The sequence below is a fragment of the Bacillus yapensis genome, from assembly GCF_005280205.1.
GTDB lineage: Bacteria > Bacillota > Bacilli > Bacillales > Cytobacillaceae > Robertmurraya > Robertmurraya yapensis.
This window is the reverse complement of record NZ_SUND01000004.1, coordinates 121,908-138,031: the sequence shown is the minus strand read 5'-3', so window position 1 is coordinate 138,031 and position 16,124 is coordinate 121,908. Positions and strand designations below refer to the sequence as shown.

General features: G+C 34.4%; 11 protein-coding genes and 1 pseudogene. 10 read left to right on the top strand and 2 right to left on the bottom strand.

Annotation, left to right across the window (positions count from 1 at the left end; genetic code table 11):
- The first annotated feature begins 768 nt into the window (after window positions 1–768).
- From dcm to FAR12_RS06850, 10 genes are all read left to right on the top strand, one after another.
- On the top strand, window positions 769–1,965 hold the full coding sequence (dcm, locus tag FAR12_RS06895) for a DNA (cytosine-5-)-methyltransferase (RefSeq protein ID WP_425456144.1): 1,197 nt from the start codon (window positions 769–771) through the stop codon (window positions 1,963–1,965).
- Window positions 1,966–2,650: 685 nt separating this feature from the next.
- Window positions 2,651–4,087, top strand: a complete 1,437-nt coding sequence (locus FAR12_RS06890) for an ATP-binding protein (protein WP_246010318.1) — start codon at window positions 2,651–2,653, stop codon at window positions 4,085–4,087.
- A gap of 22 nt (window positions 4,088–4,109) precedes the next feature.
- Window positions 4,110–6,791, top strand: coding sequence for a Z1 domain-containing protein (locus FAR12_RS06885; RefSeq protein ID WP_246010317.1), 2,682 nt, complete (start codon window positions 4,110–4,112; stop codon window positions 6,789–6,791).
- Window positions 6,784–7,707, top strand: a complete 924-nt coding sequence (locus FAR12_RS06880) for a PD-(D/E)XK motif protein (RefSeq protein ID WP_246010316.1) — start codon at window positions 6,784–6,786, stop codon at window positions 7,705–7,707. The genes FAR12_RS06885 and FAR12_RS06880 overlap by 8 nt, the downstream gene beginning before the upstream one ends.
- Before the next feature lie 6 nt (window positions 7,708–7,713).
- A complete protein-coding gene (locus tag FAR12_RS06875; protein WP_246010315.1) occupies window positions 7,714–9,759 on the top strand; it encodes an AIPR family protein in 2,046 nt (681 codons plus the stop codon).
- A 346-nt stretch (window positions 9,760–10,105) separates the two neighbouring features.
- Window positions 10,106–10,345, top strand: coding sequence for a methionyl-tRNA formyltransferase (locus FAR12_RS06870; RefSeq protein ID WP_126407676.1), 240 nt, complete (start codon window positions 10,106–10,108; stop codon window positions 10,343–10,345).
- Window positions 10,346–10,659: 314 nt separating this feature from the next.
- The gene (locus FAR12_RS06865; protein WP_126407674.1) at window positions 10,660–12,480 is read left to right on the top strand and encodes a LysM peptidoglycan-binding domain-containing protein; all 1,821 of its coding nucleotides are present in this window, start codon (window positions 10,660–10,662) and stop codon (window positions 12,478–12,480) included.
- A gap of 133 nt (window positions 12,481–12,613) precedes the next feature.
- Window positions 12,614–12,838, top strand: coding sequence for a hypothetical protein (locus FAR12_RS06860; RefSeq protein ID WP_126407672.1), 225 nt, complete (start codon window positions 12,614–12,616; stop codon window positions 12,836–12,838).
- A 277-nt stretch (window positions 12,839–13,115) separates the two neighbouring features.
- On the top strand, window positions 13,116–13,469 hold the full coding sequence (locus tag FAR12_RS06855; RefSeq protein ID WP_126407670.1) for a hypothetical protein: 354 nt from the start codon (window positions 13,116–13,118) through the stop codon (window positions 13,467–13,469).
- Between the two features lie 226 nt (window positions 13,470–13,695).
- Window positions 13,696–15,432, top strand: a complete 1,737-nt coding sequence (locus FAR12_RS06850) for a methyl-accepting chemotaxis protein (protein WP_126407668.1) — start codon at window positions 13,696–13,698, stop codon at window positions 15,430–15,432.
- Between the two features lie 121 nt (window positions 15,433–15,553).
- Here FAR12_RS06850 and FAR12_RS06845 read toward each other — a convergent pair whose 3' ends face one another.
- Window positions 15,554–15,886, bottom strand: a complete 333-nt coding sequence (locus FAR12_RS06845) for a DUF1048 domain-containing protein (protein WP_126407666.1) — start codon at window positions 15,884–15,886, stop codon at window positions 15,554–15,556.
- A pseudogene (locus tag FAR12_RS06840) lies at window positions 15,883–16,100 on the bottom strand (DUF1048 domain-containing protein); the annotation flags it as partial. The pseudogene FAR12_RS06840 and the gene FAR12_RS06845, both read right to left, overlap by 4 nt.
- Window positions 16,101–16,124: the final 24 nt, after the last annotated feature.

Below are 16,124 nucleotides of genomic sequence, written 5' to 3'. Positions count from 1 at the left end.
TTAATGATATTTCTGCTCCCTTTGAAAGGAAAAGAAGATGATGATAGGGAATAGATATATTAGAAGGTAATAGTGAGGGAGGGATATGGAAGTGAATTTGGGGCTTTTTAAGAATGAATTATTCCATTTGAGAGAGAACCTATAAAAGATTATATTCATTGATGGAATGGGATACTTAACAAAGGCCAAGTAACTAATATCAATGGTCCGGGTTCGTTTAACTGAACTAGTATTAGATTCTCTTAAGAATAACAAAAACAAATAATTTTAGCTTTATTGCATTTAAGAATAGAAATATATGAACAATTCTTTAATCTACAAGGTCAGCAGAGAAAACAATATTCCGCATACCGAAGTTGAGGACTGAGATGTTTGATGGGATTATTATACTGGATCTTTAGAGTATATAACTATTGTTTCTGATGGTAATTTTGTTGTATATTAAATTTCACATCGAAAGTTAAACACAAATTAATGTTATAATATAATATTACTATAACAAAGGGTGAAAACATTGGTAAATGGTTGGGGGGGAACTCGGGATGGTTCCGGAAGAAAGATTTTACCTGAGAGGAAAAAGAGAAAAGGTTATACTTTTCAATTAACAGAGGATGAAGCAAAATTCATTGAGTGTTTTGAAGGAAGAAATAGAAGCGATTCTTTACGAACTCTGATAAAAAAGTATCAAATCTTGAAAAAACAAATTGATTTTTCAAATGATGAATGATATTATTTTTAAAGATAAATAAGATTTTAGGAGAAATGAATTTGAAGTATTCAGTAGGAAGTTTATTTGCTGGAGTTGGTGGTATTGACTTAGGTTTCCAAAATAGCATTTTTGAAGGAGATAGTTATAATCTAGTATGGGCTAACGAGATTGATGAGTACGCTGTTGAAACTTATAGATACAATTTCCCACATCAAGTATTCCATGGAGATATCGAAAAAATAGTAAGACCAGCAAGAGCGGAAAACGAAGAAGAACGAAAACAATATCTACAAATGCAAGAAGAAATGCTTCATCAAAAAATCGATATCTTAGTAGGAGGATTCCCTTGCCAAGTCTTTTCAATCGCTGGTTATAGGAGAGGTTTTGATGATGAACGAGGAAATTTGTTTTGGAGTATCGTTGAACTCATAAAATTATTGGATGAAAGACATGGAAAACCATCTGTACTTCTCCTTGAGAATGTAAAAAACCTTAAATCACACGATAAGGGGAGAACATATAGAGTCATAAAGGATCAGTTAGAGTTATTGGGATACACAGTAAAAGAAAAGGTTATCAACACAAAAGATATAACCCGATTACCGCAAAATAGAGAGAGGATTTTTATCGTTGCCTTTTTAAATCCGAATGTAGCAAACTGTTTCAAATTTTTTGATGAAATTGAAAGATATAAAGTAATTAAAAATGAAGAACAACGACGTGAAAATATTAGAAGAGTACTTGATCTCCATCTTTCAAAAATGGATAGCGAAAAATATTATTACACTAGAGAGAAATATCCATTATATTTCTTAAATGAAGAAGAATTCTTGAAATTAGATGAAAATATGAGAAAAGATCAAAGGGTTAATATAGATGAACAAATTGATGAAGAGTATCAATTTTACCAAGTAAGAAGAGGAATGTATGTAAGGAAAAATAAAACTGGAGTTTGTCCAACTCTTACCGCTAATATGGGCACAGGAGGACACAATGTTCCTTTAATTAAAGTTGCTGATGGTGTTCGAAAATTAACACCTGCAGAAACATTTAAAATCCAAGGTTTCCCTATTGGCTTTGGATATCGATTACCTACGCAATATAAGGGAAGAGAATTTTCCGACGGTAGATTATATAAGCAGGCTGGGAATGCAGTTTCTGTTGATGTTGCAGCAATACTAGCTAAAGAAATTCTAAAAGCTCTCCATACTTCTGTAAAAGCTGAAGTTAAAGAAAAAGTCGTTATTCATTCATAGACGATGGTCAATTTGCAAATTTATTTCCTTATATAATAATTGAACAAAATAACAAAACGTGAATTCAGAAGGCCAACCAAACGTTGGTCTTTTTATATTTTTTGTTACTTAAGAGTCTGCTCTTTTTTGTGATATAATTCAGAAAATTATGCATTAACGCACTTCCAATTAACACTATACACTTAGTGATTATATTTTTCTAAACAATACTGTTTTTTTGTAGTTGAAGAAACAAAAGTTGAAGGATAGTTCGGATGGTAATCTTACAAACCGAACGCCTACAAGAAGCCAATTATGGAGTGAAAAATATATACGTAAAGTATAAATTGGAAAAGAATTTACGAATGTTCGTCTATTGATTATACTTTAGAGTATATAGATTACCAGTATTTCTTGGAACTGGTATTAGATTATGATGTAATATAAATAGATTTTAAAATGGAAAGTATATCAATAAATTCCAATATAAGTTATTGAGAGGATGGAAAAAGGTGATTTATTAAAGCATTCCTCATTATAATATATTTGAGGAATTTAAAACAAATTTGCTAAGAGTAGTTTGATTAATCAATAGCATCTACGCCAAATCCCAATTCAGGAAATTGGTGTCATAAAACAACATTTACAAGCTGTTTATGGAATCGAAGTTTTCCTAAAATCATTGATTCCATATAATTAATAGAAAGTGGGTGAAACGGTGATAACCGAAATAGTACAACCTGTAGTATCAAATTTTATAAAATCATTGCGGGATATTGGTTACACATTTGAAGTAGCAGTTGCGGATGTACTTGATAATAGCATTACCGCAAAGGCAAATAAAATACAAATTTCTTGTTTTCCAGACCCAAAAACAGTTTTTACACTTTTAGATGATGGGGTCGGAATGTCTAACGAGGAACTAATTGATGCTATGCGCTTATCTGCAAATGATCCAGACTCGCCAAGAGAAGATTATGATTTAGGAAAGTTTGGGTTAGGGCTAAAAACAGCGTCTTTTTCACAGTGTAAAGACTTAACGGTAATTTCAAAGAAAGACTGCAATATTTCCATTAAGCAATGGGATTTAAACTATATATCAATGAAGAATGAGTGGTTATTAATAACACCTGAAATTGAGAATTATAAATCATTTCCCTTATTTGAAGAATTCATGAATCAAGAGAGTGGTACTTTAGTTATATGGCGAGAGATTGATACTTTTACAGAATTAGATATACCTCACAAATTGGATGTTTTACGAGACCATTTATCATTGGTTTTTCATTGCTTTTTAGAAGGGATTGTTCCTGGTAAAAAGGCATTGAAAATTTCTGTTAATGGTCAAACATTAGAACCTTTTAATCCTTTTAATCCAAAGCATATTGCTACTCAACAATTGGTGCCTGAAAAAATTAGATACAATAATTCAGAGATATCGGTACAACCTTACATATTACCTCATCATTCAAAACTTTCCAATGAGGAATTTGACAAGTATGCTACAAAAGATGGTTACACAAAATCACAGGGATTTTATTTGTACCGTGCTCATCGTCTTCTAATTTACGGTACTTGGTGGGGTATGCACAGGACGAACGATGCACATAAGCTTGTTCGGATTAAGATAGATATTCCCAATAATCAAGATCATGATTGGGGCATCGATATCAAAAAATCATCAGCAAATCCTGTAAGTGAAATTAAGAAAGATTTAAAACGGATTATTCAGCAAGTAACAGTTAAAGGTTCAAGACCATATACAGGCCGAGGTAAAAAAATTGAAGACAAAGCCACCACCCGATTTTGGGAGCTGGCTGCTGATAATAAAGAAATTCACTTCGCCATTAATCGTGGACACCCGATTATAAAGACTTTTAAGGACACTCTTAGTGAAGAACAGCAACATTTATTAAAAGTTATTTTAATGGGATTGGAGAGTTATCTGCCACTTGATGCAATTGTTGCTCAGTTGAATGCTAATCCATTAAAAGTTAATCAGGAAACATTGATTGATGAAAATGAGATTAAGATGTTAGTTGAAAATTGGCGTTCAAAAGGTATTAGCGAGGAGTTCATTAAGGAATTATTGAAGACAGAGGTATATAAAAACAAAGAAGGGTACTTTGAAAATGCACACTAATACTGAGATTAATCATCATATCATGTATAAACATGCAAAAGAGAAGATTTCTGGAACACTTCAGGAATTTAGCAGTTTACAGGAAGATACAATACAAACAATTATGGAAGAATGGAAAATCTTAATAAAAGAAACAAAACCACAGTACTTAAAGACCATATTAGGGATAGCTGATGTGAATAATATACGCTCATTATCAGAAGAAGAATGGAATTATCTAAAAATTGAAATGGAACAATCTTTTCAAGTCAAGATTAGAACCGGGGTTCTTGTAACAGGAGAGGAACAGAAAAATAGAGACACTACTTGGTGGACAGGGAAAAAAAAGTTGCAATCTGAAAATTATTATCTAACAAATTATTTGTCATTCATGAAACGGGAATTACCACAAAAAGTACTCGAAACCATTAATGATGATACAGATATTATTATGAACAACTTAGCAGATCCTGAAATAGAATCCTTTTCAAGATATGGCATGGTTGTTGGCCATGTACAATCAGGTAAGACTTCAAACTACGCATCCTTAATTTGTAAGGCGGCCGATGCCGGTTACCGGTTTATAGTTGTTATTGCCGGAGGACAAAACAACTTACGTGACCAAACGCAAGCAAGATTAGATGAGGTGTTTGTGGGAGTAAATTACAGTGGAGTCGGGCATTTACCTGGATTTAAAAGAGAAAAAATGCCTGTAAGTTTAACCAATGCTAAAAATGATTTCAAAATTGAAACTGCAAGGGCTCAAGGAACAACTAACTTTGATAATATGAACCAACCAATTTTAGTCGTAATAAAAAAACATACGAAGACTTTAGATCATCTTTTAAAATGGTTGGATATCCACTATAAGGATCAAGTAGATAAAGCAATGTTAGTGATAGATGATGAATCTGACTATGCATCGATAAATACTAAGAAAGAAGAAGATCCTACTGTTATTAATGAGAAAATACGACTATTATTACAAAAGTTCAAAAAGAGTGCTTATGTTGCATATACAGCTACACCATATGCCAACATTTTTATAGATCATAACGCAAAAAATGAAGATGCAGGAAGAGATTTGTTCCCAAGTGATTTTATTTATGCTTTAGAAGCACCCTCGAACTACTTCGGTGCAGAAAAGATTTTTAATAAAGATAATGAGAAGTATGTAGTTGATATTCCGGATGATGAAGTTGTTTATGAGTTGGATGATGAAATTATTTATCCTCCAAATAATACCCCTTTTGTAATAAAACACAAAAAGGATTATGATAGTGAATTAAAAAAGCTACCAGAAAGTTTAAAAGATGCAGTTCGTTTATTTGTTATCAATATAGCAATTCGTAGTTTACGGAATCAAAAAAAGCATAATAGTATGTTAATCCATATTTCAAGATTCACTGGTGTGCATATCAAGGTAAAAGAACTAGTAGCTAGTTACTTTAAAGATCTTAAAGAAGAAATTAAAGCATATGGAAATACCGCATATCCGTACAAGTTTACACATTTGAAGGCAATGAGTGATACATTTTCTACGAGATTGAAAGATATTGAATTCGATTTTGATACAATATTAAAAGAAATATGTTTATTAATAGATAGTGTTCAAATTGTAGATGTACATCAAAAAGCTAAAATTCCTTTGGCTTATCGAAAAGATATCCAATCGAATGTTATTGTAATTGGTGGTTTAAGTTTATCCCGCGGGTTTACACTCGAGGGATTAAGTGTTAGCTATTTCTTAAGAACTACTATCTACTATGATACATTAATGCAAATGGGTAGATGGTTTGGTTATCGAATTGGCTATGAAGATATTTGCAGGGTATACTTAACCGATGATATGAATAAAAAATTCGGTTTTATAATCGATGCAACTAATGAATTGATCCGCCGTCTTAATGATATGCAGGATGAAAATTTAACACCGGAGCAATTTGGATTGGCTGTACAATTACATCCTGATAGTCTTCTTCAGGTTACTGCACGCAATAAGTCAAAATACACAGAAGACATGTATTTAGAAATGAACCTTGACGGACAAATTAAAGAAACTAGATGGTTAAGCAATCTTAATGAAGATCTTGATGCCAATGAAAAACTATTAAAAGAAACAATCCGAGATCTACAAAACGGAAGCTTTGAGCATGAAGAAACGGAAAGCCATGTTTGGAAAGATATTAATAAAAAAATTATACAAAAATTCGTAGGAAAATACCGTTTATATAATAATGACCCACTGGGACTTAAATCCAGAATGCCAATTGAGTTTATCAAAGACTATATTGATAGAGTTAATATAGATTGGGATGTAGTTTTATACAACGGAAAAAGCGAAACTATATTTCATGCTGATTCGATACAAATACAACGTCAATTCCGAACAGTAAAAGAAAAGCATGGTTATTATGAAGTAGCCAATAGACAGCTTTCTCGTGCAAACCCGGAAAGAATCATCATGCCAGCTGCATTCAAAAAAATAAAGTCACATGAAATGCGAGAAAAATTATTAAAACCTGTACTATTTATACATGCCTTAGAACTCGAAGATACAGATGCTAATAGAATAAACGCTGTAGGGTTTAGTATCAGCTTCCCAATTTCAAAAGATCCATTTGTCAATAATGTAAAAGTCCGAATAAATAGTGTATATAAAAAGCAACTAGAAGAAGCATATAAAGATGAAGTTGGTGAAGAAAATGTCTACGAGGATGAATAATCCCTGGTTACAATTAGAGCAGCTCAGCAGAATTAGAGTCAAAGAATCTATTAAATATGATGCTTTTTGGATTGTGGATTCTTATAATCGATATGGATTAATGATCAAGTGCGATGAAGATTTCGATCACACAATCCGCGAGATCAAGCTGAATGGGATTCAGATTCAGCTTGATCAATCTTCGAGTCCAAATAAACTTATTTTACTACTAAAAGAGACGAAAGATTGGGAAATTTTCTTAATCCTTTGCCACGATTTACTAAATGTTATGAAGCATCATGATGAAAATATTATTATTAGTGTAATGAAACGTTTAGAACGTTGGCAGAAACTACTTAGGAAATCGGCATTTAAAATTATGTCAAAAGAAGAGCAAATGGGTTTATTTGGCGAATTAAAAATATTACTCGACTATATCATTCCTACATATGGAACTAGTACAGCGATAAATGCTTGGGTCGGCGCACTTGGTGATAAACAGGATTTCCTTTTGGAAAATCTAGCAATTGAAGTAAAGTCCTTTAGAATGACTTCTGGAAATCGTGTTTGGATTTCTTCAAAAGAACAATTGAATTCAGAAAAAAATCCACTTTATCTGTTTGCTTGTGCTTTAATCGAAACGGACAAAGGTCAAAACATCACAGACTTGGTTAAATCAATTATAGCTAAAATAGAAAATGAAATAGTGTTAAGTGAATTTATTGAGAAGATTGAGGAATATGGTTATTATCCAGAGATACCAAAAGAAAATCTTTCAAAGTTTATTCTGGAGAAAATTACGAGTTTTCAAGTTAAAGAGGAATTTCCTAAAATAGCTTTAGAACATATTTCACCTTTGATACCAAACATAAAATACAACATTGATTTATCAGGATGTTCAGAGTTCAAGGTGAATATTAACTCAATTTTGTTATAAAGGAGGATGAAAGTTATCATAACTGTTGAAGAGTTCCATCAAGACTTCTTACAATCTATCCTTTCTGATTCCGAAAGTCGCGGGTTAATGAAAGCCCAGTCATTTTTTGAATTAGTATGCGAGGATCTTATGCAAGTAGGGGACTTGACTAATAATTACGAAATGGCCGAATTTATTAAAACTGCCTGTGAAGTTTATGGATATGATTATGATGAAGATAGAAAAATTTTTACACTGATCAATTTTCAATTTTTTCAGGATGATACAATTCAAACTTTAACAAAACAACAACTTACGACTAAGTTTAACAGATTAAAAAAATTTGCTTCATTAAGTATGGATGCTTTATATCAGGATCTAGAAGAAACATCTGATGCCTATTCACTGGCCTTTAATTTATATCGAAATGCAAATAATAATCTAATAGATAAATACCGTTTGATTATCTTAACTGACGGTAAGTTAACTAGTACCATTTCACGTATACCAAATGAAACGATCGAAGGAATCCCATGCGAACACCAAATTATAGATATTAATTATTTGTACAGTATTTTCATGTCTGAAAACGGCTCAGGTTCATATGAGATTGACCTAAATATTCCATATTTGAAGGTACATACACAATCAGATGAATACCAATCTTATTTGGGTATTATGGATGGTGAACAATTATTTAAAATATACGATGAATATGGCCAAAAATTACTGGAAGAGAATGTTCGAACTTTTCTACAATTTAGGGGTGGAGTAAACAAAGGTATAAGAAATACTATACAATTTAAACCGGATATGTTTTTTGCTTATAATAACGGAATTACGGCAACGGCAACAAATGTTGAAACTAAAGATGGAAAAATCACCAAAATAACAGATTTTCAAATAGTAAATGGCGGACAAACTACTTCTGCGATTTATGCAGCTAAAAAGAATTCGAGACTTGATATTTCAAAGATTTCTGTACAAATGAAATTATCGGTCGTTAATAATATTGAGAATAAAGGTGATTTTGTATCAAATGTATCTCAGTATGCGAACACTCAAAATAAAGTAAATAAGTCTGATTTCTTCTCGAATAGTCCATTCCATAAAGAAATGAAGGAATATTCGAATCGGATCTGGGTATCTACACGAGGAGGTTCTCAGAAACGTACACATTGGTTCTATGAAAGAGTCCGGGGAGAATATTTAAATGAACAGGCCTATTTAACAGCTTCTAAAAAAAGACAATTTCAAATAGAAAATCCAAAAGACCAGCTGATTGATAAGACGTTCTTGGCCAAGAGCGAAAATTCGTGGGAACGAAAACCACACATCGTCTCTAAAGGTGCACAGTATAGTTTCGAGGAATTTGCAAACTCGGTAACAGACAAATTAGAACGAAACCATTTGGCGATCACAGAAAGATATTTTAGAGATGCTATTTCACGGGTAATTCTTTTCAGAACAACTGAAAAAATAGTGTCGAAAGCCCCATGGTATGAAAATGCTTTTAGAGCACAAACAGTTACGTATTCTATAGCATTGCTATCATATGCCATTTATAAAAAGAAAGTATTTTTGGATTTTGAAAAAATATGGGAAAAACAAGACTTACCAATTAAATTGAGTGAGTTAATGAAAGTCATCACTAGGAAAGTCTACGATAGAATCACTACTCCTCCAGCAGGTTCAGCAAATATTGCGCAATGGTGTAAGAAGGAGTCTTGTTGGAATGACGTTCGTGGTATAGAGTTCGATTTATCACCAATTAAGGAAATGGTAATTACTACTGAGGAAGCAAAATATGAACAAAAGTCTGGAAAAAAAGAAAAAGAATTAGATAATGGAATTGAAATACAGACTTTTGTCATTAAGACTAATTTTGAACACTGGGCACATTTACAAGGTTATTATTTGAATAACAATAGTTCTTTATCCATTACGCAAAGAGACATCTTAAGAAAGTATGCAGAAGGGAGAATTCCCTTTCCATCAGAGAAACAATCAAAAGTTTTATATACTTTATATCAAAAAGCGGTTAAAGAGGGATGGCAAATATTAGATAGTTAAAAATTCAATATGGATAAATTAGCTGAAACGCTTGATGATTAAAAGGAATTATTCAAAGAAAATTTTTTTGTCATTAATTAAAACATAGATATCAAAAAGATCAGCAAGAATTCTTTACTTGTAATGTTTTACACAAATCGGTGAAACTCTTATTACTAAATAATATTAATATTCTTATTAGTATTACTTTTATATTTTATTATAAGAGTGAACAAGAGTGAGAAATTATTCTAAGAGTACGATCTTATAAACATTTGCTTCCGAATTAGTAATTGGAGTTTGGAAACTAAAGCTTTTAAAATTGGATTTCAAGGGATCTTCAGATTAAATAGGAAGGGATAATATTATGGCTCTAATTAACACTAATAAGTTTGACAAAACACAAAAGGAAAGAAATTCAGTCCATAAAATAGTAGCTTCTACTTATACAAGTTTTACGGATATAACAGGGAATAGATATTTTCAAATTGATACCTACGGTTCGGAAGATAGAAAATTCCAGGGTAAAATTAGCCAGTCTTTACAAATGGACAAAGAAACAGCAGAAAAACTTATTGAAGTTTTAAAACGTGAATTTCAAATTTAGTGTAAATAGTTATTTACAAATGAATATATTTACGCCATACATAAGAAAATACGAAATAATGACAAACGTATTCTCTATAGAATTATTTCCATTTTCTTATACAATTTAAGTTTTAATAACTTACATAATTACGATGTATCACTATAAAAAAGTGAACTAATACTGACCCTAAGCCTATTCCAAAAAATAGGCTCTTTCTTTTTAAACAGAATGAAACCTTACTCTCTATAGTTGAATAGCCTAGTGCAGAGGGATATTTAAATTCAAAGTGGTTCTACTTTTTTTAATAAGACCAAATGAAAGGAGGCTCCACTATGCAAATGTTCTACACCGTCCGCGCTGGGGATACGCTTTTTCAAATTGCCCAGCGATGGGGGATTCCGTTGGACTCTTTGGTTACGGCGAATAATATTGTGAATCCGAATGCCATTTTTGTTGGGCAACAACTGTCGCTCCCACCTGGGGTGGATCGTTATCGTGTTCAAGCAGGAGATACTCTTTGGAGAATTGCTCAGTTTTATGGAGTTCCGATATCCGAAATTGCCACTTCTAATCAAATTCAACCTCCTTACACCATTTTTCCAGACCAATTATTAACCATTCCACGCGGCGTTCCGTATTATTTTGTTCAGCCAGGCGATACTTTGTTTCAAATAGCTCGACGTTATAATGTCATCACTGGTGGAAATGTGAATTATCAATTGATTATGCAAGCGAACAATTTAACATCCACGACAATTATTCCTGGTCAGCGATTGGTGATCCCATATGCGCCACCTGGGGAAGATGGGTTGCTTGCCTATATTTCAAATCGTTCCGGTTCCTATGATTTATGGCTCTATAACCCGAGCAATGACACGAATCGACAAGTCACATTCGGGCTAGGCGAATCGTATTCAGTTCCATATTGGTCGCCTGACAGCAACAGAATTGCTTTTATCGGGAAAAATGGGATCCTATATGTAGTCAATATGACAAATAACACCTTTGTAGCCATCGACCAATATTCGGAACCTGAAGGACAACATCTCAACTGGGCTCCGGATAACCGACGACTTGTCTATTCAAACAGAAATGAAATTGTCATTTATGATGTTGTCAACCATCAAGTACAGAGAATCAATCACCCAAATGCAAGAGATGTTCAATGGCTTCCAAGCGGACAGGAGTTACTATTTACAGCCCCAGATGCTACTGGAACCAGTCAAATCTACAGAATTCGAACAGATGGAACCGGTCTCCAACAAGTCACCCAAAATACAGAAGGTGCAATGAACTTTGTAAGACTCTCGCCAGATGGTCGATATGTTCTCTACGCTGGTCCAGGTGCTAGTATTTCGATTATCTATGCAGTTGAGCTAGCAACAGGTAGGGTGTTCCAAGTACCTGGAGGCCCATTATCGAAGAATTACAATCCAACCTGGTCGCCAAATTCAACTTCGATTGCATATAGTGCAACTTCCAATGCCGAACAGGGGTATTTTTCACAGATTCGAACAAGTGGGAGACAAGGAGAGAATGACCGTACATGGGCAATTTCGGATTGCTTCGTAACCCCTGTTACTTGGTCTCCTGATAGTAGGAGAATTGCCTATTTATCTGACTGTAATGAAGAAGGTGGGGCAAATGAAATTTGGATGCTTAACCTAGATCATCCAGTCCCCATCCAACTTGTGACTGATGGAAATATTACAGCATTAGTTTGGTCACATACAACGTTACCTACGGAGACTACTACTTATACTAGTACGAGATATCAAGTCCAATTGCAATATCCTGCCCATTGGCAAAAGGCAACTGACGGAAGAGAGCGATATGAAGGAGCAGATGGATTCTTTCAAGTTGGAGCAATAGCTTATGATGGTCCACTAGGGGATGTTTGTCAAAGTGATGCTTATCATCAACTTCGACCATATGGCAGCAATCCGCAAATCGTTTCCTCGCAAATTCAGGGCCAACCAGCTTGTATGATACTTCCATCAGCTGACCAACCGCCGCAAATGCAAAATCAAGCTGCCGTGATCGTCCAATACCCAACTCCAGTTGTCATCAACAACAACACCTACAGATTTTTTATTCTATGGGCGGATGTGGGGCATATCAATCAGATTACTGCGACGCTTAGGTTTCTATAAAAAAGGATGGGGTACCCGAAAGCTTTGGGTATCCTCCTATTTAAGATGACTATTTTTACATAGATGTATAATTCTGAAAACTTATTGTGTACAATAGTATTAGAACTATATTTGGTCAGGAGGGCTCAATAGGATGACTGGAACCATTGCTGTTATCATGGTATTCTCAATCCCAATTATCGCGATTGTAACGAACCATTTTCAAGGTCAAACAAAACTAAAGCACAAGATGATTAAAGATCAGATTGAATTAGAAAAGCTTAAGCATGAGAACTTCTTAATCGAAACACAGAAAATGAGGAACGAACTGGAGCAAATGGTGTTGGATGATAAGAAGGATATAAAGAAACTACTCTAATTCATGAATTCTAAACGTTTTATCATTCATCATTTTGGAGACAAGCTGTTCACAAAAGAAAATTCGGCAAAGATGGCAAAATAAGTGTATAATGAATTTATAAGAACCCATTTAGCTTGTAGGCACTTTGATGGATCAACAGCGCTACAGGCTATTTTATTTTCTTCAAGAATGAAATGATTCTAGGCTCTGAAGATAGACATGTTTCCTAACGAGGCATTTAGGGGATACTAAGTATTACCAACCAAAAAATACATATCCAAAAAGGAGTACTATCATGCTGAAGAAGGAAATTGTCATTGAAATTGATGCTATTAAGTCAGGGAAGGCAAATATCATTTCTTTTTACCGAAAAAATAAGTTGATTGACCGGGCACCACTTCGTCTTAAGGATAAGTCAGAGGCTTATAACTATCATTATCGTCATCACTTTGATGGAGATGACCTGCAAAAAATTAATTCGAAGCAATCATCCATTGTGCCATATGCTGGACAAGGGGCAATCAATGAATGGACCAGCGAAACCAAAAGTTCATTGAAGAAATTAATTATCGACGGAAAATTCAACCGTATTTTTACGAAGGGGAACACCAAATACAATATTAAATTGGTGTGGGTTCCGGCAGAGTAAGAAAGGTAAAGATGATAATATGTACACCTCCTTCACTTCGGGAGGTGTTTTTTGATGGGGTGAAAATAATCCTATCGCTATCCGACTTGCCTCCCATATGCAACTCCACAAATTCACATAAAACGCTAAAATATACCTATAATATTTTCAAAGATTCATTTATAATAAATGAGTCTTATTATTTATACATATTTTACTATCATAGGGTATATCAGGAGATGGGCAAATGAAAAGAAAATCAAAAATTCAAGTAAAACGCATTAAAGACTTTGGGATTTTTAGAAAGTTGATCATTATCTTATTTATTTCCACATTGGCACTTGGTATGGTTGGGTACAGTGGAATTGCGGCTATCAATAAGCTTTCTAGCGGTCAAGAAGAAATCTATGAAGAGCAATTAATACCGAATCAGCTGTTCTCATCATTGAAGAGTAATGGGATCGTGCTAGGTTCTATTATTTTAGAAATAGTGGTTGCTCCCGATATGGAAACAAAACAAGAAGAAATCGATGAAATGCAATCCGTTTTTAAAGAAAATAAAGATTTAACACAACAAATTGAAAAGCTTCATTTACAAGCCAATATAGAAGAAAAATATGATTTGATGATCAAATCAATGGATGAACTTGAGGCTATTAGTTCAGAATTAACCGATCTCGCTATGGCAAACAAGGATGAAGAAGTTCAATCGATTTTTGATGATAAAGTCGAGCCAATGAGAGATGAATTTAATCAATACTTAGAAGAGATTGAAGAGTTAAATGCGGAGAATGCAGAAGCAATCTATGAATCTGGCAAAAAGGATGCAAATCAAACAACTACATATTTGATTATCGTAATTTCCGTCTCGATTATTTTATCCATTACGGTCGGTTACTGGATTTCAAGACTGATTGTCAATCCGATTAAACAGCTGCAAACTGTCATGGCACAAGCGGAACAGGGTGATTTTACAGCTGAAGGCAAGTATCAGGCGAAAGATGAAATAGGTCAATTGACCTCTTCATTCAATAATATGATTACTGCTGTTCGAGCAATCATCATGACCGTACGAGAAACTTCGCATCAATTAGCGACATCTTCGGAACAATTAGGTGCTAGCTCTGAAGAAAGCGCAAAAGCAAGTGAACATATCTCGCAAACAATCCAGCAACTTTCTGAAGGTGCGAATCATCAGGTGGAAAGTTTAAATGCGAGCTCAGAAGTCATCGAAGCAATAGCCGATTCAACAATAAGTATTTCTAGTAATACAGAAAAAGTATTATCAAATGCAGAAAAGACAGCACAGCTGTCGATCCAAGGAAACCAGTCCGTTGAAAAAGTTAGTGGTAAAATGGAATCCATCAATCAATCGGTTACTTCTCTAGCGGAAGCTTTTAATGGATTAAAAGTTCGTTTATACGAAATTGTTAATATTACAGGAGTCATCACTGGGATTGCCGAACAAACGAATTTATTAGCGCTAAATGCAGCAATCGAGGCCGCACGCGCAGGTGAGCATGGAAAAGGATTTGCCGTGGTTGCGGATGAGGTTAGAAAATTAGCCGAGCAATCTGCACAATCTGCGACACAGATTTCTCAACTTATTAATATCATTCAAGCGGATACAGAACGAACAATGGAAAATGTGACAACTGCTACATCAGAAGTTCAAGAGGGCTTAGGTGTTGTAAAAGAAGCTGGTACAATTTTTAGCAACATCGAGGGCTCAATTGAAAATGTGGTTACACAAATTGATGAAGTCGTCGATTTAGTTAAGCAATTATCGACTGGTATGAAAGAGGTTGAGCATTCCATTCGTGGGGTGAAAGAGATCGCCGTAGGCACTGCAGATGGTTCACAGACGGTGACATCAGCTACTGAAGAGCAGCTTGCGTCCATGGAAGAAATCACAGCATCTGCACAAATGTTAGCCGATAACGCAGAAATGTTACAAACGATTATTAATCAGTTTAAAATCTAATGAAGAATGGCCCGACTCTGGTGGTATGACACTAGGAGAGCGGGCCATTTTTTTGAAGCTTTTCACACACATAATTGACTAATAGCTGTTATTGAAAATCATTGAATTTCTTCGTCAAGTACTACTTTTTCATAGCCTTATCGACTTTTTGCTTGACCGATTCTTGATAGAGATCAGCGTAAGTTTTTGAATCTGCAATCAACTCATCACAGAAAGCAGCAACATCTGTTCCTGTGACTTGAAGGACGCCTTTTCCTGCAGCTACGCCTTCTTCAAAGAAGTTGAGAATTTCCGAGAGCAGTCCGTTCCCTTCGTTTAACTCAACAGGACCGACTTTGAAGAGATATTTTTGAATCTCTTTATAGACAATTTGGTAATCCTTCGGAAGTGCTTTAACACGTGCAACATGGGCTTTCCATTCCTTTTTGCCTTCCATGATCTTTTTGAAACTCATTTCAATCCTCCTAACTTTCTTGCTACGTTTTTGTTAAGTTGGTCACGCCATTTATCTCAAAAGACTTTGCACCTTCGTCACCAACAAGTGCTGCACAGAAGCCTGGGATGTCATCTCCTAGTACATCTTCAATGCTCTGACCGTCTGCAGATGTAATTTCAAGCAATTCAAGAGCGCTGTCAAGAATCGGCATCAAATTACGACCTTTTACATCCTTCTTCTTAGTTGTATGTGATGA

Excerpts from the sequence above, each read along its gene's own strand:
- FAR12_RS06845 (WP_126407666.1), bottom strand. The coding sequence starts at position 15,886 with ATGAGTTTCAAAAAGATCATGGAAGGCAAAAAGGAATGGAAAGCCCAT.
- FAR12_RS06880 (WP_246010316.1), top strand. The coding sequence starts at position 6,784 with ATGAATAATCCCTGGTTACAATTAGAGCAGCTCAGCAGAATTAGAGTC.
- FAR12_RS06865 (WP_126407674.1), top strand. The coding sequence starts at position 10,660 with ATGCAAATGTTCTACACCGTCCGCGCTGGGGATACGCTTTTTCAAATT.
- FAR12_RS06855 (WP_126407670.1), top strand. The coding sequence starts at position 13,116 with ATGCTGAAGAAGGAAATTGTCATTGAAATTGATGCTATTAAGTCAGGG.
- FAR12_RS06860 (WP_126407672.1), top strand. The coding sequence starts at position 12,614 with ATGACTGGAACCATTGCTGTTATCATGGTATTCTCAATCCCAATTATC.
- FAR12_RS06885 (WP_246010317.1), top strand. The coding sequence starts at position 4,110 with ATGTATAAACATGCAAAAGAGAAGATTTCTGGAACACTTCAGGAATTT.
- FAR12_RS06875 (WP_246010315.1), top strand. The coding sequence starts at position 7,714 with ATGAAAGTTATCATAACTGTTGAAGAGTTCCATCAAGACTTCTTACAA.
- FAR12_RS06870 (WP_126407676.1), top strand. The coding sequence starts at position 10,106 with ATGGCTCTAATTAACACTAATAAGTTTGACAAAACACAAAAGGAAAGA.
- FAR12_RS06850 (WP_126407668.1), top strand. The coding sequence starts at position 13,696 with ATGAAAAGAAAATCAAAAATTCAAGTAAAACGCATTAAAGACTTTGGG.